This window comes from Streptomyces sp. NPDC046909, from assembly GCF_040644695.1.
Lineage (GTDB): Bacteria > Actinomycetota > Actinomycetes > Streptomycetales > Streptomycetaceae > Streptomyces.
On the sequence record NZ_JBEYXC010000026.1, the window covers coordinates 94607 to 113595 of the forward strand.

Consider the following 18989-nt stretch of genomic DNA (forward strand, 5'->3'; position numbering starts at 1 on the left):
CGCCGTGCCCTTCGTGTCGAGTCGTGGGAGCTCACTGCGCGGGCGCCGTCGCGTCCAGGTCGCACGAGCGTCCCGCGCGGAAGCGGCTGACGAGTTCCTCCAGGACCATCTCCACGCACCCCTCGGGCAGGTCCGGCACCGGAATCCCGAGGCGGCCGCCGATCCGGGAGAGGGCGAGGACGGCCCAGGCGGGGGCGGCGAGGAAGGGGTCGGAGCCGTCCTGGCCCTCCCAGACGCCGAGGACGGCGGCGGCGGCGAGGACGAGGGCGTAGCGGTCGCTGAGGACGCACACGGCGGGGTCGGCGAGGCTTCCCGGAGTGATCGCAGGAAGGTTTCGGCAGGCCTCGCGCAGGGCGCGCAGCTCGGTGACGAAGGCCTCCGCGAGATCGGCGAGCGCGGTCATCTGCCCGCCGACCCCGCGCACGTTGGCGAGCCGCGCGGCCGAGCCCAGCAGGGAGGCCGCGAGGAAGTCACCGCCACCCGCGATGGACAGCAACCGGTAGTCCAGGGCGGGCAGTTCGGCCCCGGAGCGGAACAGCTCGGGCGGCGGCTCCTCCTCCGCGAACCAGGACCGCTCGGCGAGGGACCGCAGCTGCGGCACGATCACGGCCTGGCAGGCGGCGGTCCCGGCGTGTCCGAGCCCGGCGACGGGCAGGTCGCGCACCAGCTTGTCGAGGGCGCCGTACTCGGAGCCGCCGCGCTCGTAGCCGCGCGAGCCGAGGACGCTGGCGAGTTCCTCCAGGTTCTCCCGCAGCAGGTCGGGCACGACGTACTTCACGGCGGCGGCCAGCACATGGGTGCGGTCGGGCAGCAGGCTCAGGGCGCGCAGCGCGACGGTCGCCATGCTGTCGCAGGCCAGCAGATCGGCGAAGACCCCGGTCAGCGGCGCCTGCCAGCGGCGGGCGACGGGGCGGGAGCGCCCGGCGGTGACGGCGCGCACGGCGGAGTGCAGCACGGTGTCGGCGGCCGCGACGACGGTCCCGGCGATCAGACACCGGTTGACCTGGTAGGTGCGCAGCGCCAGCGCCACCCCCTCCCCCGGCCGGCCGACCAGCGTGTCCTCGGGCACCGCGCAGTCGGTGAACTCCAGCCCCGAGAACTGGCACCCGCGCATCCCGGTGGTCTCGATCCGCGGCAGATGCCGCACACCCGCCCCGAGCTGATCGGGATCAAGAAGAAGAACGGAGTGACTGCGCGGCGTACGCGCCGCATCGGTCCGGGCGTAGACGACGAACGCGTCCGCGCGGGCGGCGTTGATGATGACGTCCTTGCGGCCGCTGAGCAGCCGGCCCCCGCCGGGCGCGGGCCGGGCGGTGAACTCGTCGCGCAGGATGGCGTTCGCGTGCGCCAGCTCGTGGTGGAGGATCGACGCCCGCCCGTCCTCGGTGAGCAGCCGGGCGGTGTCCCGGCGCTGCCGCTCGGTACCGGCCGCCCATACCGCGGAGGTCGCGAACAGCGAGGTGATGCCGGAGCCGAAGCCGAGGGCGACGTCCCGGCGGAACACCGGGCGCAGCACCTTGGCCAGCAGGTCGGCGCGGGTGAGGCGGCCGCCGTACTCGGCGGGCACGAACTCGGCGCCCAGACCGGCCTCGGCGAGCAGCTGCTCGGTCTCCGCGGGGGTCTCGCGCCGGTCGTCGGCGGCGAACAGGGCCTTGAGGCCGTGCGGGTTGGCCGGGTCGTGGGGGTCTCCCAGCAGTGACTCCAGCCGCGCGGCGCGGTTCAGCGCGGCACTCTCCTCGTGGCCGCGGGGCTGCACCCGGTCGGTGCGGGCCGCGAACGTCTCGGCTGTGGTGGCCATGGTGGCGTGGATCAACTCCTTCGTCATGGACCGCCTCCACCGGACCGCGCCGTCCCACCCTCGGGCTCCGGGCTGCCGCCCGCGACCACGGCCCGGCACCCGGCCCCGCGGACAGCCCATCAAAGAGCGCTGGGAAGAGAACTGACGTGGACTCGCGTCCTGCTGGAGCAGCGGGCACACTGCGTTTTCCCGGGGGATAGCAGAGGGGTGCGGGGTGAGCGGCGGCGAGGCCGCTCACCCCGCGCCCCACACAGGCGTCCGCGGACCCGGTCCTCCTCGACGCGGGCCCGCGGAACGCCACTGTCACAGCGGAACGCCGCCCGTCACAGCATGCGGACCGCTGCCCCGGCATGGCGCTTGGCCAGTTCGAGCGTGGCCAGGCTGTTGCGGCCGAGCGCCTCGCGCACATAGCGGCGGGCGTCGGCGACGGTCGCGCCCGGGCCGAGGACGGCTTCCACGTTCTCCTCCCGCAGCACGACGCTGTGCTGCGAGGTGACCGTGACGCCGTTCTCGTCCGGAACGACGGACCACTCGCCGGTGTGGGCCGTCATCAGCGCGGGCGTGACCGTCTGCTTGTAGACGATCCGGCCGGCGTGCGGGAAGCACACGCGGACCGATTCGGTGGTGTGGGTCGAGCCGTCGGCGGTGGTGGTGTCCATGGACATCACCTGCACCCCCGGCTCGTCCTCACTGACGTCCAGGCGGGAGACGTGCGGGACCCGCTCGGGCCACTGCCCCACCTGGTACAGGAAGTCGTAGACCAGCTCGGCGCCGCCGCGCACCCGTACCGAGTCCTCGAAGACGAGGATCAGTTCGTCCAGGCGGCTCCACTGCTCGGCGATCCGGCTCAGATTGCCCAGTTCCTTGCGGCTGTTGGACTCCACCGCCTGCTCCACCCACGCCACACCGGCCGGGTCGTCGCCCTCGACGGTGAAGTCGTGCAGCAGCGTCAGCTTGCAGTTCTGGGCGCCGAGCTCCTCGACGATCCAGGTGCCGAGCATGCTCTTGACGGGGGCGGCCGGCAGGTCCTGGCGGAAGGTGATCCGCCGGTCCTGCGGGAACAGCTGCCGGCTGGAGGTCCAGGACCTGACCGTCCCGTTGGCGGTGGCCCACATCCGCAGCCGCTCGCTGCGCCCGTCGAACTCGAGTTGCTCGACGTGGACGTTGGGCGGGAAGTACCAGGGCCAGCGCGTGGCGTCGGCGATCAGGCCGTAGACCACACCGGCGGGGGCGGCGACGTCCACGTGGTGCGCTGTGGTGTGCACTCGCTCGGCGGCCATGTGTCTTTGCACCCTCTCTCGACCAGTCCTAGAAGTTGCCCAGCCCGCCGCAGACGTTGAGCGCCTGCGCGGTGATGGACGCTGCCTGACGGGACGTCAGGTAGCCGACGAGGCCCGCGACCTCCTCCGGGGTGGAGTAGCGGCCGAGCGGGATCTTCGCCTCGAACTGCTCCTGGACCTGGTCGGTCGTGGTCCCGAGGGCGGTGGCGTACCCCTGCCGGACCCGCTCGGCCATGGGTGTCTCGACATAGCCGGGGCAGACCGCGTTGACGGTGATCCCGGCCGGGGCGAGCTCCTTGCCGAGGGCCTTGGTGAAGCCGACGACGGCGTGCTTGGAGGCGCTGTAGGGCGCGCCGAGGACGACGCCCTGCTTGCCTGCGGTGGAGGCGATGTTGATGATCCGGGCGTTGTCGACGCCGGTGATGCCGCCGTGGTTGAGGACCTCCCGGGTGAGCAGGAAGACGCTGGTGAGGTTGGTGTCGATGACGTCGTGCCACAGCTCGTCGCTGATGCCCGCGGTGGGCCCGCCGCCACTGCGTCCGGCGTTGTTGACCAGCACGCTGATCGGCCCGAACGTCTCGACGGCCGCCCGCACCAGGGCGGCGAGCGACTCGCCGGAACGCACGTCGGCGACGGCCCCCTCGACCTCCAGGCCCTCGGCGCGCAGATCCTCGACGGTCTGCTTGACCTTGTCCTCGGTGCGCGCGCACAGGAAGACACGGTGACCGCGCTGCCCGAGCTCCCGGGCGACGGCCAGTCCGATGCCGCTGGTGCCCCCGGTGACCAGGGCCACGGGCCTCGGCTCGGTCGCTGTCGTCATCGGTGGGCCTCCTGTCCTGCGCTGATGCTCAACACCGTGTCCCGGTCCGCTGGAGGGGCGGACGAGGAACCCTGGAGGACGAAGTCCCCGGCGCCGAGCCCGAGTTCGGTGAGCGTGTCCTCAAGCCCAGCCCCGGTCAGCAGCTGACCACGGGCGGCGACATACCCGTCGGGCCGGACCAGCAGCCACCCCCCGGCATCCAGACCGAGCGCGTCCCGCAGCACCCGCCCGGGATCGGGCAGCGGATGCGGCGCGGCACCCGGCCGCTCCCCGACGGTCCGTACGGACAGCCAGTCCCCGTGCACGACCGCCGCGTGCAGCGCCGCGCTGTTCGAGGCGGCACCGCCCGCCGCACACAGCAACGTCCAGCGCACATCCCGCAGTTCGGCGGCGAGCGCATCCGGCCCGACCGCCCCGGCCCGCACGGCGGCCGCGGAGGCGACCCGCTCCCCCGCCGCAGGACCCGCCCCACGCCGGCCACCCGAGGCCAGCGGCACCCCGGCCCCGGCGTCGTACAAGGGCAGGGACAACGCATCCGGCCTACGCCTCGACGTGCCGGACGGCAGCGGCTGCCCGGACCCGGCGTCGTACAACGGCACCGACCACGCACCCGGCCGGACCCGCCGCGAAACCCCCGCCCGCCCGGAGCGGGGCTTGTCGGCCGGCAGGCTCAGCGAGGAGTCGCCGTACCCGATCCGCAGCCCGGACATCCCGCCGAGGACCTTGCGCTGGATGGCCCGCCGCAGCGGCCCCACATTGCGTACGACGGTGAAGACGACCGGCAGCATGACGCGGGCCATCATGTTCTTGAACTGCACCAGGAACGTGGCGGTACGGGTCGACCCGAGCAGCGCCCGCCCGATCGGCACCCGCTCCTCGCTGTAGGTGTCGAGCAGGGCGCGCCCCGCGTACCCGCGGGCGACGTCGGCGAGCTTCCAGGCGAGGTTGTACGCCTCCTGGATCCCGGTGTTCATGCCCTGCCCGGAGGCCGGGCTGTGCACATGGGCGGCGTCACCGGCGACGAAGACGCGCCCCTCGTGCATGCGGGGCACCATGCGCTGCTGGAAGGTGAACACGGAGGTCCACTCGGGTTCCCCGACGGCGACGGACGTCCCGAGCCCGGCGCTCAACTCCTCGGAGAAGCGCCGCACCGCGGTCTCCGCCCCGCGCTCCCCGGGGGCGGTGTCGAGCAGCCGCCAGTGTCCGGCGCGCGCGTAGGGGACCATCATCATGGCCTGGCTGCCGGTGTGCACCCAGTAGATGCTGTCCGGCACGAGGTCGGTCCGCACCGGGGCGTCGGCGAGCATCCAGGTGTCGCGGCTCTCCCCGATCAGCGGCAGCCCCAGCTCCTTGCGGACGGTGCTGTGCCCGCCGTCGCAGCCGACGAGCCAGTCCACCCGGCAGATCTCCTCGCTCCCATCAGCGTGTTCCAGCCGCACCCGCACCGAGTCCTCGTCCTGCTCGAACCCGGTGACCCGCACCCCCCACGCGATGTCGACGCCCTGAGCGGCGACGGCCTCGCGCAGAACGGCCTCGGTGGCGGTCTGCTCGACGATCACGGTGTAGGGGAAGCGGGTCGGCATGCTGGAGTAGTCGGCGTCGAGCCGCACCAGCCGCCGCCCCGAGGCGAACATCGTGAACGCCCGGTTCTCCCGCCCCCGTTCCCGCAGCGCGTCGACGAGACCCATCTGGTCCAGGGTCTCCAGCGTCCGCGGATGCACGGCGACAGCCCGACTGGTTCGGGCGGGCCCGGGGGCGGCGTCGACGAGCCGGACCTTGAGCCCCCGCCGGGCCAGTTCATGGGCGGCGGTCAGTCCGACCGGCCCGGCACCGGCGACCAGAACCTCGGACCGCGACTCAGCGGGCACCGGCCGACTCCTCCACCGTCTCGTACAGCCCCGGGTCGGGCGCGGCGAGCGGCACCAGCTGCTGGATGAGCGCCTGGAACTCCTCGCTGCGCGCGGCCTGCTGATGGGAGGCGGCGTCCTCCCAGACGGCGACCTCGATGAACACGTTGCGCTGCCCGACGTGGCGCAGGGTCTGGTTGCTGACGTGGCCGGGCTGGGCGCTCATGTAGGCGGTGAGGCGGTCCTTGACGGCCAGGAAGGTGTCGATGTCGCCGTGCACGGTCAGTTTGTTGACGAAGGTGACCACGGTGGCCTGCTCCTCGGATCGTTGCGCTCGGATCGTTGCGGCGGTTGCGGTGGATACGGCGGTTGCGGCCGGGGGGCCGGTCAGGCGGCCTGCTCGGCGGCGGCCCGCAGATGCAGCCGCTTGCGCAGTTCACGGCGGGTGGGCTTGCCACCGGGGTTGCGGGGAACCGCGTCGAGGGCCTCGAGCCGGCGGATCCGGTCGGCGTGCCCGAGCCGGGCATTGGCCCGTTCGGCGATGGAGTCGAGGACGTCGAGGATGCCGGGCGGCCCGTCGAGGGGATCGCCGTACCCCCCGGGAATCTCCCGCAGCACGACCCCGGCCCACACGAGCGAGCCGTGCACGGGATCGGGCCAGTCGACGACGATGCACTCGGCGACCCGCGCGTCCTCGGCGAGGATCCGCTCGACGGCGCTCGGGGCGACGAGTTCGTTGTCGTACTTGAAGACGTCACTGAGCCGGTCCACGAGATGCAGACCACCGGTGTCGTCGAGGTATCCCACATCCCCGGTGGTCAGCCAGCCCTCCGCGTCCACGGGCGAAGGCTCGTCGTCGTCCAGGTACCCGGCCATCAGCTGCGGACCGCGGATCTGTATCTCACCGGTGGACCACACCTCGACGGGACTGCGCCCCCCGAGCGAGACGACCCGGCACTCGGTACCCGCCAACGGACGCCCGACGGCCCCGGCTTCGGGATCGGCGTCCAGCGCCTGATTGGTGGCCAGCGGCGAGAGCTCGGCGAGCCCGTACCCCTGCACGACAGGCACTCGCAGGGCATCACGCAACCGACGCGCGGCGGCAGGCGCCAGCGCGCTCCCCCCGGACATCACGACTTTCAGCCGAGCCCCGGCAGGAACCCCCGCGGTCCCCGCCTCCCCGAGCCGTTCATCACCCGCGAGCCGGGTCAGCCGGGCGGGCAGCCCGTAATAGTGAGTGGCCCCGACACGAGCGGCGACCCCGAGCGAGGCCACCGGGTCGGGCAGCGCGCACAGCACCTGCGAAGCCCCGGCGTACACCGCCGAGTTGAGGTGCATGGTGTGCAGCAACGGCAGATGGTTGACGGTGACCGAGTCACCGTCGAGGTCATGGGCGAGGGCGATCTGCGCGGCGTTGGCGACCAGGTTGCGGTGGGTGAGCCGCACCCCCTTGGACCGGCCGGTGGTCCCGGTCGTGAACTGCACACACACCACATCGTCGACATCCGCCGCGACACCCTCGTACGGCCCCTCGGGCACGCCCGCCAGAGCCGCGCCCAGCGGAATCGCGGCGCCGGGCACCACCCCGTCCTCGGCGTCGATGACAACGACCGTGTGCAGTTCGGGCAGCCGGTCCCCGATCTTCACGAGCAGCTCGGCGACGGACGCCGGCACGAACGCGACCTGAAGCCCGGTGGCCGCACACACATGCGCGAGCCGCGCCTCACCCAGCAGCGGGTTGAGCAGGGCGATGGTGCGCCCGGCGCGGGCGGTGCCGTAGTAGGCGGCGGCGAAGCCGGGGTCGAGGGGATTGGCGACCCCGACGACGGTGGCGGAGGTACCGGCGAGCCAGTGGGCGACCCGGTCGGCCTGCCGGTCGAGTTCGGCGAACGTCACGACGGCTGGCTCTCCGGCCCGTTCGACGCTGATCGCCGCGCCCTCGGGGTCGCGTCGCGCCGCCCGGCGCAGCAGGCCGTCGAGCGGGATCCTCGGATACGTGAGGAGCGGCACGGGGCGACCTCCTGGCGCGAATCGAGCGTTCGATGAGGCCTCAACCATCCGGGCAGCGGCTTGAGATGGGTTCGAAGCGTGCTCGATCCTTGCCGCACAAGCTGTCCGTGCCCGGTCGGGCAACCGCCACGACCGCCCCTTCACGGAAGCGGAGACACCCATGCCTCAGCCCACCGACTCCACCCTGCTGCGGTACGCCGAGGTGCAGCGGTTCTACGCCCGCCAGATGCAGCAACTCGACCTGGGCAAGGCCGAGGCCTGGGCGCAGACGTTCACCACGAACGCCCTCTTCGACGTACCGACCCTCCCCGAGCCGGTACGCGGCCGCGCCGGCCTGATCGCCGCGGCGGACCGCGCCCGCACCCAACTCGCCGAGGCCGGCGAACGCCACCGCCACTTCATGGGCATGATCGACGTCCTGGAACGCCCCGACGGCACCCTGGACGTCCGCTCGTACACCACGGTCTACGCCTCGGTGATAGGCGGCACGTCCCGGGTGCACCGGGTGTGCGTGTGCGAGGACGTACTGGTCCGGGAGGAGGGGGAGCTGCGGGTGGCGAAGCGAAGGGTGACGAGGGACGACTTGGCCTGACGGGGGCTGTCAGGTTGATGAGCGGGGCGCAGAAGTCGTCGGTGCGCCAGCGCCCCTTTTAGGGGCGCTGGGAACTGCGCGACCAGCCACGACGCCGCCGCAGCCGAAAGACAACCCGTCCCCGCACCGCCAGCGCAGCTCACGCGTGGCAGTCCGGCAGCCCCCCGTGGTACTCGGCCATCTCCCGGAACAGCGCCCCCACATCAAGCGGCGCCCCCGCCTCCGCCCCGCCCGCCTCGGCGTAGGCCCGGTGAAGGTTGGGCACCAGCCGCTCCGCGTCCAGCAGTCCCGCATACGGCCCCGCCCCCTCCGCCCGCGCAAGCTCAAGCGGCGTCAGCCCAGCCGCGAGCCCCCGCTCAGCGAGCCGCACCAGCCACCGGAAGTACTCCTCGTCCGCGTCGATGAGCTCGGGCCCCCCGACCGCCCCGTGCCCCGGCACCACGGTCACCGGCTCCAGCGCCCGCAGCCTGCGCAACGCGTCCAGCGACCCGGACACCGACCCCATGAGACAGAACGGCATGACCCCGTTCATCACGACGTCCCCCGTGAACAGCACCCGCTGCCGGGGCAGCCACACGGCCGTGTCCCCGGTGGTGTGCGCGGCGGGCCCGAGGTGAATCAACTCGACCCGGTCATCACCCACATGCAGCGTCAGGCTGTCGCGATACGTCAGATGCGGCAGCGTAGGCGCGACGTCCCCCCACTCGACACCGGGCCACAACGTGGTCAGACCGAGCCCGGCCGCCGCCATGTCCGTACGGGCGTTCTCATGCGCCACGACGAGCGCCTCGGGAAAGTAGCGATGCCCGAAGGTGTGGTCGCCGTGGAAGTGGGTGGTGACAAGGGTGCGAGGCGGCTCGGCGACGGTCCGCAGAACCTCGGCCCGCAGCCGCCGCGCCCGCCGCTCGGTGGCGGTCGTGTCGACCAGCACAGCCTGTCCGTCGGCGCCCACGACAAGCCCGGCGTTGTTCAGGCACCAGCCCCCGTCGGGCTGGACGTAGGCGAAGACACCGTCGGCGATCTCGGTGAGGGAATCCGCCAGGGTCAGGGACATGTCCGGCCTTTCGTGCCGTCGGGAAGCGACTCCCCGGCCACGCTCCCGCCCCCGGGTCGAGGGCGATTCGAGCACGGGTGAAACCGGACCGCCCCGGATTCCGCTTGTCACCGGCTCAAGGGCACCAATGCCTCTCCCCCACGTACGCCCTGCCAGACCTCGACGGCTTCTCCAGCCGTTCCTGAGAGCTTCACCGCACCCAAGTGCAAGCCCAGCGAACCGACTTCCGGGAGCAGAGCATGTCCGTGTCCGTCTCCGAACGCCCAGGAACCAGCGGCGGCCCCGGCGCGCCAGGCCCGGCCGTCCGCACCCCGCGTCCCGGTGTCGCCCTCGCGGTGATCGCCGGCTGCAACGCGATGATCCAGCTCGACGACCCCATCGTGAACATCGCCCTGCCCGGCATGCGTGCGGGCCTGGGCCTCTCCGCGGTCGGCGCCTCCTGGGTGCTCAGCGCGTATCTGCTGGCGTTCGGCGGGCTGCTGCTGCTCGGCGGCCGGGCCGGTGACATCCTGGGCCGCCGCAAGGTGTTCCTGACCGGGGTCGCCGTGTTCACGGTGGCCGCGGGCGCCCGCGCGCTGGCCCCCACCGACGAGGTGATGATCGCCGTCCGTGCCGTGCAGGGCCTGGGCGCCGCCTGTGCCGCGCCGAGCGGACTCGCGCTCCTGCTGAGCACGTTCGCGGAGGGCACGGCCCGTAAGAAGGCGATCGCGGTGTGCACGGCGGTCGGTGCCGTCTCCACCGCGGGCGGTCTGCTGCTGGCGGGCGCGCTGACCTCGCTCGGCTCATGGCGCTGGGTTCTCCTCCTCAACGTGCCGATCGGCGCGGCGATCCTGATCCTGGGCCCGCGGGTCCTCGAGGAGACGGCCCGCAACCGTGGCCGGCGCCTCGACGTGCCGGGCGCGCTGCTGTCCGCGGCGGCCGCCACCTCACTCGTCTATGCCCTCGCGCGGGCCGCCGACCACGACTGGAGCGACCCGACGGTGGCTGCCCCGCTGCTGTCCGGCCTCGTCCTGCTCGCCGTGTTCGCCGCCGTGGAGCGCCGCGCCGAGCAGCCGATCGTGGTGCTGCGCCTGTTCGCGGACCGGGACCGGCTGCTGGCGTATCTGGCGGTGCTGGCCGTGCCGGGCGCACTCGTCGGCGCGTACTTCTTCCTCAGCCAGTCCTTCCAGCAGGCGGGCAAGTCGCCGCTGGCGACCGCGTTCACGCTGCTGCCGATCCCGGTGACGATGGCCGTGATGGCGGGCGTGGCCGTCCGCGCCGAGCGGCTCCTCGGCCCCAAGCGCCTGATGGCGCTGGGCGCGACCGCACTCGCCGTCGGCAACCTGATGCTGGCCTCCCTCGACGACGTCGAGGTGATCCGGGTGGTCCCCGCCCTGATCCTGCTCGGCGCGGGCATGGCCTGCTGTGTGATCCCGCCGACCGTACTGGCCACTTCCCGCCTGCGCGCGGACGAGGCGGGCGCGGCCTCCAGCGTCCTCAACTCGCTCCAGGCACTGGGCGGTTCACTCGGCATAGCCCTGCTGGTGACGGCCTCGTCGGGCCACTCGGACTTCTCCGACGCACGGTCCGTGGGCTTCGCCACCGGAGCCGTGTTCGCGGTGGCCGTCCTGCTGGCCGCGCTCGGGGTCAGGCGGCCCGCGGACCGTCGACCGCAGCGCTGAACATCTCGGTCCGCACCCCGACCGGGGTGCGGCCGTAGGCGATCCGCGAGGTGATGCGCGCCCCGGCCGGAGTCCTGGTGACGACGGCCGCGGCGCGCGCCCGCATGAACTCCGCGACCGGCCCGCCCTTGCCGAAGAACGCCATGGACTGCACCCGCTGCATCCGGGTCACGGCCTCGGCGACGGGCCGCCGCTCCGCCTCGAACGCACCGAGCCGCTCCCGTCGTACGTCGCCGTCCGCGAGGGCGTCGACGAGTACGGGGTGCAGGACGGCGGCGTCCTGGAGGGCGAGGTTGATGCCCTGGGCGCCGAGCGGTCCGTGGGTGTGGGCGGCGTCGCCGAGCAGGACGAGTCCGTCACGGGTCCAGGTGGCGGCGTCGGCGGCGAAGACGTCGAGCAGCGACAGCTCGGACAGGCCGGTCAGATGCGTGTGCAGCAGATCCGCGTACTGCGGGAGCGCGGCGGCCAGTTCACGCCGTACGCCGTCGATGCCCTGCTCGGCGACGCGGCTCCAGCCGCCGTGCGGCAGGGTCCAGCCGATCCGCAGCCGGTCGGGATACGTGTCGTGGACGAGGACGGCGGCCTTCCCCGCCCGGTGGATGCGCACCCGCCCGGTGGGCTGCCCGGAGGCGGGCAGGGTGAACCAGACGACGTCCTGGTCGAAGACCTCCCGGCGGCCGGAGTCGATCCCGGCGAGCGTGCGGGTCTTGGAGAACCGTCCGTCGGCGCCAACGACCACGGAGGCCCGTACGGTCACCTTGCGGCTGCCGGGCCGGTTGACCACGGCGCCGGTGCAGCGGCCGTCGTCCTCGACGAGCGCGCCGATGCGGTGCCCGTCGAGGTAGGTGAAGCCGGGCAGCCGCTCGCAGGCGGCGAGGAGTTCGGCCAGCAGATGCGGCTGCGGCAGAGCGAGCAGCCGGTTGTGGGGCGCGGGCAGCCGGCGGTAGTCGATGTCGAGGAGCAGCCGGTCCCGGTTGAGGACCTGGAACCCGTCGAGAGCGCGCGCACCACGCGCCGACGCCCCTTCGAGGACGCCCAGCTGGTCGAGGACGAGCTGCCCGCCGGGTTGCAGGATCTCGCCGTGGAAGTCACGGCGGAGGGAGGTGCTGCGCTCCGCGAGGGTGACAGTGACTCCGGAGCGCAGCAGCATGAGGGTCAGCGCGAGCCCGGCGGGCCCCGCGCCGACGACCAGTACATCGGTGTGCATGGTGACGTCCTGCGACGGGGACCGGTGCATGGCTAGGCCGTCGCCCGGGCCGCGAGGAGTTCGTTGACGAGCTCCAGGTACTGACGGGGCGTCTCGGCCTCGTCGATGGCCTCCTCATCGAACGTGATCTTGTAGTCCCGCTCGATACGGCCGGTGGTCTGCAGCATGGCGAGGGAGTCGTAGCCGAGATCGAGGAAGGACTTGTCGAGGATGTCCCCCTCAAGGTCGGTCCACTCCTCCTCCCCCGCGCACTCACGCAACAGCGTGACCAGGTCGGTCAGTTCCAGACGCTCCATCGTGTTCTCCTCGGTGAGTTGTACAAGTGCGATGCCCCAGGCGGGGTGCAGTGGTCTCATGGGGCCGCGCGCAGCACGACCGCGGAGTTGAACCCGCCGCGCCCGCGCGCCAGGACCAGCGCGGTGCGCAGGGCACCCTCGCGGGGGACGCCGACGACGAGGTCGACCGGGCAGTCGGCGGCGGGTTCCCGGGTGCCGGGGGTGGGCGGGACGACCTGATCGCGCAGGGCGAGCAGGGCGGCGGCGAGGTCGAGTGCGGAGCCGCCGGCGAGGAGCCGTCCGGTCATCGCCTTGGGCGCGGTGACGGGCACCGCGTGCGCCCCGAACAGCCCGGCGATGGCAGCGGCCTCGGCCCGGTCGGCGCCGCGCTCCCCCGCCGCGTCCGCGAACACCACGTCCACATCGCCGGGTTCGACCCCGGCATCGGCGAGCGCGAGCCGCGCCGCATCCCCCAGCCGGGGCGTCCCGGCACCGTCGAAGGTGGCCGCGTACCCGGCGAGCGACCCGTACACCCGGGCCCCGCGCTCCCGAGCACTGTCGGCGTCCTCCAGCACGAGCATCGCGCCGCCCTCCCCCGCGACATGCCCGCCGGCCTCGGCGGCGAAGGGCAGATAGGCCCGCTCGGGATCTTCGACGGTGGACAGCGCCCCGTCCGCGAGATGAGCGGCCCACCCCCACGGGCACAGCGCCGAATCGGCACCCCCGGTCACGACGAGCCGCGCCCCCTTGCGGAGTTGACGCCGGGCCTGCGCGGCCGCGTCGAGCCCGCCCGCCTGCTCGGACACCAGCACCCCGCTCGCACCGCGTGTGCCGTGCCGGATGGAGATCTGGCCGGTGTTGACGGCGTTGAACCAGGCGAACGCCTGATAGGCGCTGACGTGCTTGGGCCCCTCGCTCCACAGCGCCTGCAATTCACGCTGCCCGAACTCGAACCCGCCGGCCGAGCTGGCGGTGACGACGCCCGCCGCGTACTCGGGCAGTTTCTCCAGGTCGGCGCCGCAGTCGTCGAGGGCTTCCTTGGCCATGGCGAGGGCGAGCCGGGTGACCCGGTCGGTCTGCGGCAGCAGCCTGCCCGGCACATGCTCCTCGTCGGCGAACCCGCGCACCTCGCCCGCGATCCGCACCGGATACCCGGAGGCGTCGAAGCGGGTGACGGGCCCAAGAGCGGTCTGCCCCTTGAGGGCGGCGGCCCACCAGGCGGCGGTGCCGAGCCCGCCGGGTGCGGCGACGCCGACCCCGGTGAATACAGCGGTGCCGGTCACGCGGCCTCCTTCAGCCGGGGTGCGGTGAGCACCATGGCGCTCTGGAATCCGCCGAACCCGCTGCCGACGCTGACGACGGTGTCGGTGCGGTGCTCACGGGCGGTCAGCGGGGTGTAGTCGAGATCGCAGGCCGGGTCGGGCTCGTGCAGGTTGGCGGTGGGCGGCACGGTGTCGTGCGTAATAGCGAGCGCACAAGCAGCGACCTCAAGCGACCCGATCGCGCCGAGCGAGTGCCCGATCATCGACTTGATGGAGCTGACGGGGATCTCGTAGGCCCGCGCCCCCAGGCTCTGCTTGAACGCGGCGGTCTCGTGCCGGTCGTTCTGCTTGGTCCCGGACCCATGCGCGTTGACGTAATCAACGGCGGAGGGATCGACCCGCGCCTCGTCGAGGGCCAGCCCGATGGCCCGGGCCATCTCCTCACCGTCGGACCTGAGCCCGGTCATGTGATAGGCGTTGCTGAGACTGGCGAACCCGCCGATCTCGGCATACACCCGCGCCCCACGCCGCAGCGCATGCCCGGCCTCCTCCAGAACGAGAACGGCCGAGCCCTCCCCCAGCACGAACCCGTTGCGGCTGCGGTCGAAGGGCCGCGACGCCGTACCGGGCTCGTCGTTACGGGGGCTGGTGGCCCGAATGGCATCGAACGAGGCGACGGAGATCGGCGATATGGGCGCCTCGGTGGCCCCGGCCAGCATCACATCGGCGCTGCCCTCCCGGATCAGCTCCACGGCGTGCCCGACCGAGTCGAGCCCCGAGGTGCAGCCGGTGGACACCATGGCGACGGGCCCCTGCGCCCCGGCGTCCCGGGCGACGTCGGCCGCCATGGAGCTGGGCACGAAGTAGTCGAACAGATGCGGTACGGCCTTGCTGTGGTCGACCGCCCAGTGGGCTCCCCGGTCGCTGACGACGGCGTACTCCCGGTCGAGCCCGGTGGTGCAGCCGACGGCACTGCCGAGGGTGACCCCGCACCGCAGCGGATCGAGCCCGTCGGCGACACCGCTGTCGCCGAGGGCTTCCCGGGCGGCGACGAGCGCGAACTGCGCGGCCCGGTCGAGGCGTTCGGCCTCCTCGGGGGTGAAGCCGTGCTCGGCGGGGTCGAAGTCGGCCTCGGCGGCGATGCGCGAGCGGTACCCGGTCGCGTCGAAGAGGGAGATGGGACGGGTGGCGGTGCGGCCCGAGGTGAGCAGATCCCAGAACGCCTTCGTTCCGGTCGCTCCCGGGGCGACGACACCGATCCCGGTGATGACGACACGCCTCATCGGCTGTTCCTCACGGTCGTTCGCACAGGTGGCGGAGCAGGTGACGCCAGCCGTCGCGCGACACGGCACGCGCGCCCCACGATGCGGGGTGTCTGGCGTTCTCGTACGAAGAAGTGGTCGCCGGCGACGGTCCGCGAGACGACCGGAGCGGTGCTCCAGCGCTGCCAGCCGGCCAGGTTTCCCGGGGGCGCGACGGCGTCGTCCGCACCGCCGAGCACGAGCAGCGGCACGTCCAGCGGACCGCCGGTGGCGGGGTCGACGGCGGACGCGCGCAGGGCCGCGGCCAGCTTCAGGTCGTCGCGGAGCACGGGCAGCACGACCCGGTGCCACACGCCGCCGGGGGCGGTCGCGGGATCGTCGGGGGCCAGCCCGAGGTCGGTGAGGAGGGCGACGAGCCGGTCGTCGGGAGCGTCGGCCGCGTCCATCAAGGCGGGCGGGCCGTCCGGCGAGGGTATGGCGCCGAGGCCGACGAACGCGGGCTTCGGGAGCCCCTTGTCGGCGAGGACCCGGGCGAGGGTGTAGGCGACGAGCCCGCCGAGGCTGTGCCCGTAGAGGGCGAACGGCCCCTGTTCGGGGCGGTGTTGCCGGAACACGTCGAGGAAGGCGCCGACGAGTCCGTCGCGGTCGGTGATCCGGGCTTCCCGTCGGCGGATGCCCCGCCCCGGCAGGGCGAGCGGCACGATCTCGACGTCCGTCCCGGCCGTGTCGGGCCAGCGGCGGAAGCAGTCGGTCCCGGCGCCGGCGTGCGCGAAGCAGTACAGCGTCACCGGCCGGTCGGCGGGCATGCGCGACCTCCTTCGGCGGCCCCCGTTGCGCCTCGGTCGAGGCGTTCCTCCGTTCGAGGCTCACCGACGGACCTGGAGAAGCGCTCGAAAACCCGTCAGGCGACGGCTGGAGGAAGGAAGGGACGAAGGAGCAGCACGGACAACGATCCGGAAGGACCAGGTCCGCACACCCCATGGCGTGAAACCGCCGCTCCCACGCACTCGCGACGCGGCGGTCGTCGCGAGGGTGGGTGTCAGGCGGCGAAGAGGTCGAAGGTCGAGGTGCGCCGCGGCCCCGCCAGCACGTCCAGCTGCGGGTCGACGGAGAGCATGGCCTGGTGCAGCCGCTGCAACTGAGGAGAGGGTTCGACACCGAGCTCGTCGATGAGCCGCATCCGCAGCTTGCGGTAGACCTCGAGGGCCCCGGCCTGCCGCCCGGACCGGTACAGCGCCACCATGACCTGCGAGTGCAGCCCCTCGTGCTGAGGATGACGAGCCGTCAAGTCAGTCAGTTCGGCGATGAGTTCGGCATGCCGCCCGAGCCTCAGATCGGCGTCGATACGCCGCTCCACGGTGACCAGCCGGCTCTCCTCCAGCCGCCTGACCTCGATCTCCAGGATCGGCCCGACACGTACGTCGACCAGCGCCGACCCCGTCCACAGATCGAGGGCGGCCCTGAACTGGTGAGCCGACACCTCGTTGTCCCCCGCCTCGAAGGCGGACTGTCCCTCCCGTGCGAGCCGCTCGTACTCGTGCACGTCGACGCAGTTCTCGGGGATCTGCAGCAGATACCCCCCGTGCCGGGTGGCCAGCACTTCTTTCGCGCTGCCGGGAGAGCTCGGGCCCATGGCGGTGCCCAGCCTCCTGCGCAGCTGGAGGATGTATGTCTGGAGGGTGGTGAGCGCGCTCTGCGGCGGCTCGGTCCCCCAGATCTCCTCCATGAGCATCGGAACGGGCATGACCCGTCCCGGATAGAGCGCCATCAGCGACAGGATCTGTCGCGGTTTGGCCGCCGTAGGAACGATCGATCCCCCGTTGACCTCGGCACTCAATGGACCCAGAACCTGAATCCTCACGGTGTCCTCCGTAGTGGTCGAGCTCTCTGTCCTGTTCCTTTCGTTGGCCAGAAGTCTGTGCCGCGAGCCACGCTAGCCGGGCCCGTTTCCAGCAAGCGAAGTCCTGTAGCGGACCTCTAGCCGACCTCCAAGTGCGGTATTGCCAAAGGGAGTTGGACCACTAGAGAACGCTTGTACAAATACTCGGAGTGAACTCCTGATTCCACACTCTTGCTGACTGCACGGATATCGTTCCACGCATTCCGACTCACATTCGGGGTACCGCTGTTCGGACGGAGGCGCGATGAAATTCACCGGCCCTGAACCGGGCGGCCCGCAGGCGCCCGGCACAGGCGGTGGGCTGCGGCTCTTCGTGTTCCCGCACGCGGGAGGCTGGAGCCTGATGTTCCAGGACTGGCCGGACCGCTTTCCGCCCGACTGGCAGGTACGGGCCCTGGACGCACCGGGCCACGGAACCCTGCTGGACACCCCGCCGATCTCCGACGCTGGGGACCTCGTCACGTATTTCCTCGACCGGCTCGCCCCGGAAATCACCGATGACCGCACTCCGTTCGCGTTCTTCGGCCACAGCATGGGATCTCTGGTCGCCTACGAGCTGACCCGCCGGATTCTGGCGGAAGGGCTGACTCCGCCGGTGTGGCTGGGAATCTCCGCCTTCAGCGCCCCGCACCCGGACGACAAGACCCCCGAACTCCTCGACGAGGCCCTCTCCGACACCCGTTTGCGCCACCAGCTGGCCGCGCTCGGCGGCACCCCGCCCCAGGTGCTCGACGACCCGTACCTGTGGAAGGTCTTCGCCCCCGCCATCCGCGCCGACCTCGCCGTGCTGCGCGGCCTGCGCACGGCACCGCCCACCCGGCTCCCGGTCGCCCTCTCCGCCTTCGCCGGCGCCGACGACCGGGCGGCACCCCCCGCGAGCATCGCGCCATGGGCCGAGCGCAGCGCACACTTCCTCGGCCTGCGGGTCCTGCCCGGCGGCCACTTCTACTTCCAGGACGACCTCGACGCCCTGGCCGCCCAGGTCACCGCCGATGTGCACACGGCGCTGCGGACCCGGGGCGCGGTCGCGGGCATCCGATGACCGGGGCGGACACCGAGTTCCGCCTCCTGGGCCCGCTGGAGGTGCACCACCCGCGCACCGGACGACGGGTCGTACCGCCGGGCGCCAAGCAACGGGCCCTGCTGGCCACGCTGGTGGTGGAGGCCGGACACACCGTCTCCGTGGAACGTCTCGCCGACGAACTGTGGGGCGCCCACCCACCCCGCAGCGCGGCCAACGCCGTACAGGCCCACGTGGCCCGGCTGCGCAAACTCCTCACCCCGCAGGACGGCCCGGCACCCCACGAGACGATCGTGACCGAGCCCACGGGCTACCTCCTGCGCCTCGGCGAAGCGACAACGGACGCCGATCACTTCCGCCGTCTGTCCACGGAGGGCCGCGCCGCGGCCGCCTCCGACCCCGACCGTGCGGCGGCCCTCCTGGACCGAGCCCTGTCCCTGTGGCGGGGCCCGGCGCTCGCGGACTGCCGCGGCGGCCCCCTCTGCGCGGCGGAGGCCGACCGGCTGGAGGAGCAGCGCCTGCTGGTCCTGGAGGCGTTCTACGAGGCGAGACTGCGCTCGGCACGCTCCGACGGCATCACCGGCGAGTTGGAGCGGCTGGCGGAGGAGCACCCCCTGCGGGAACGTTTCTCCGACCTGTTGATGGTCGCCCTGCACCGCGCCGACCGCCGCTCCGAAGCCCTCGCCGTCTACGAACGCGTACGCCGCCGCCTCGCCACCGAACTCGGCGTGGAACCCGGCCCGACCCTCCGCGGCCGCCGCGAGGCCCTGCTCCGCCACGGCCCGCACCCCTCCCCCGTACCGGACGAGGACTGGTACGCGTACGAGGACTACGCGCAGGACCTGGCCTACGACGACCCTGCGCTGCGGGCGGCCGAGATGGCACGCATCGGCCGCCGCCTGGAGGAGCTGTCGCACGAACTGCGGGAACTGACCCGCCGCTTCGAGGCCCTGCGAACAGCCCGCCCCACGACCGCCCCGCTCAACTAAAGGCACCGGCC

Annotated in this window: 17 protein-coding genes; 4 read left to right on the plus strand and 13 right to left on the minus strand. The window is 72.6% G+C overall.

Annotation, left to right across the window (positions count from 1 at the left end; all coding sequences use genetic code 11):
• Positions 1-31 precede the first annotated feature (31 nt).
• From ABZ928_RS49230 to ABZ928_RS49255, 6 genes are all read right to left on the minus strand, one after another.
• On the minus strand, positions 32-1825 hold the full coding sequence (locus tag ABZ928_RS49230) for an acyl-CoA dehydrogenase family protein (RefSeq protein WP_361535431.1): 1794 nt from the start codon (positions 1823-1825) through the stop codon (positions 32-34).
• 296 nt (positions 1826-2121) lie between these two features.
• Positions 2122-3078 (minus strand): aromatase/cyclase, encoded by a 957-nt coding sequence (locus ABZ928_RS49235; protein ID WP_361535434.1) that lies wholly within the window; start codon positions 3076-3078, stop codon positions 2122-2124.
• A 28-nt stretch (positions 3079-3106) separates the two neighbouring features.
• Positions 3107-3898, minus strand: coding sequence for a 3-oxoacyl-ACP reductase FabG (fabG, locus tag ABZ928_RS49240; RefSeq protein WP_361535437.1), 792 nt, complete (start codon positions 3896-3898; stop codon positions 3107-3109).
• Entirely contained in the window at positions 3895-5766 is a 1872-nt protein-coding gene (locus ABZ928_RS49245; protein ID WP_361535440.1) for an FAD-dependent oxidoreductase, read from the minus strand. The genes fabG and ABZ928_RS49245 overlap by 4 nt, the downstream gene beginning before the upstream one ends.
• Entirely contained in the window at positions 5756-6052 is a 297-nt protein-coding gene (locus ABZ928_RS49250) for an antibiotic biosynthesis monooxygenase family protein (protein WP_361535443.1), read from the minus strand. Before ABZ928_RS49250 ends, ABZ928_RS49245 begins: the two co-directional genes overlap by 11 nt.
• A gap of 80 nt (positions 6053-6132) precedes the next feature.
• Entirely contained in the window at positions 6133-7755 is a 1623-nt protein-coding gene (locus tag ABZ928_RS49255) for a class I adenylate-forming enzyme family protein (protein ID WP_361535446.1), read from the minus strand.
• Positions 7756-7915: 160 nt separating this feature from the next.
• Here ABZ928_RS49255 and ABZ928_RS49260 point away from each other — a divergent pair, with 160 nt between their 5' ends.
• The gene (locus ABZ928_RS49260) at positions 7916-8347 is read left to right on the plus strand and encodes a nuclear transport factor 2 family protein (protein WP_361535449.1); all 432 of its coding nucleotides are present in this window, start codon (positions 7916-7918) and stop codon (positions 8345-8347) included.
• 139 nt (positions 8348-8486) lie between these two features.
• Here ABZ928_RS49260 and ABZ928_RS49265 read toward each other — a convergent pair whose 3' ends face one another.
• Complete coding sequence (locus ABZ928_RS49265) at positions 8487-9401, minus strand: MBL fold metallo-hydrolase (RefSeq protein WP_361535452.1); 915 nt, start codon at positions 9399-9401, stop codon at positions 8487-8489.
• Between the two features lie 239 nt (positions 9402-9640).
• Between ABZ928_RS49265 and ABZ928_RS49270 the strand changes: the two genes are divergently transcribed.
• Positions 9641-11062, plus strand: a complete 1422-nt coding sequence (locus ABZ928_RS49270; protein ID WP_361535455.1) for an MFS transporter — start codon at positions 9641-9643, stop codon at positions 11060-11062.
• On the opposite strand, the gene ABZ928_RS49275 is transcribed toward ABZ928_RS49270, so the two are convergent.
• The 6 genes from ABZ928_RS49275 to ABZ928_RS49300 form a co-directional block, all read right to left on the minus strand.
• Positions 11028-12269 (minus strand): FAD-dependent monooxygenase, encoded by a 1242-nt coding sequence (locus tag ABZ928_RS49275; RefSeq protein ID WP_361535458.1) that lies wholly within the window; start codon positions 12267-12269, stop codon positions 11028-11030. The two genes, ABZ928_RS49270 and ABZ928_RS49275, sit on opposite strands and share 35 nt — an antisense overlap.
• 32 nt (positions 12270-12301) lie before the next feature.
• Entirely contained in the window at positions 12302-12565 is a 264-nt protein-coding gene (locus ABZ928_RS49280) for an acyl carrier protein (RefSeq protein WP_361535548.1), read from the minus strand.
• A gap of 56 nt (positions 12566-12621) precedes the next feature.
• Entirely contained in the window at positions 12622-13827 is a 1206-nt protein-coding gene (locus ABZ928_RS49285; protein ID WP_361535461.1) for a ketosynthase chain-length factor, read from the minus strand.
• On the minus strand, positions 13824-15089 hold the full coding sequence (locus ABZ928_RS49290; RefSeq protein WP_361535464.1) for a beta-ketoacyl-[acyl-carrier-protein] synthase family protein: 1266 nt from the start codon (positions 15087-15089) through the stop codon (positions 13824-13826). Before ABZ928_RS49290 ends, ABZ928_RS49285 begins: the two co-directional genes overlap by 4 nt.
• Positions 15086-15874 carry an alpha/beta fold hydrolase gene (locus ABZ928_RS49295; protein WP_361535467.1) on the minus strand — a complete coding sequence of 263 codons (789 nt, stop codon included), beginning with the start codon at positions 15872-15874 and terminating at the stop codon, positions 15086-15088. The genes ABZ928_RS49290 and ABZ928_RS49295 overlap by 4 nt, the downstream gene beginning before the upstream one ends.
• A gap of 233 nt (positions 15875-16107) precedes the next feature.
• Positions 16108-16929, minus strand: a complete 822-nt coding sequence (locus tag ABZ928_RS49300; RefSeq protein ID WP_361535470.1) for an AfsR/SARP family transcriptional regulator — start codon at positions 16927-16929, stop codon at positions 16108-16110.
• A 283-nt stretch (positions 16930-17212) separates the two neighbouring features.
• On the opposite strand from ABZ928_RS49300, the gene ABZ928_RS49305 reads away from it, so the two are divergent.
• Positions 17213-18010, plus strand: a complete 798-nt coding sequence (locus ABZ928_RS49305) for an alpha/beta fold hydrolase (RefSeq protein WP_361535473.1) — start codon at positions 17213-17215, stop codon at positions 18008-18010.
• Complete coding sequence (locus ABZ928_RS49310; protein ID WP_361535476.1) at positions 18007-18978, plus strand: AfsR/SARP family transcriptional regulator; 972 nt, start codon at positions 18007-18009, stop codon at positions 18976-18978. Before ABZ928_RS49305 ends, ABZ928_RS49310 begins: the two co-directional genes overlap by 4 nt.
• Positions 18979-18989: the final 11 nt, after the last annotated feature.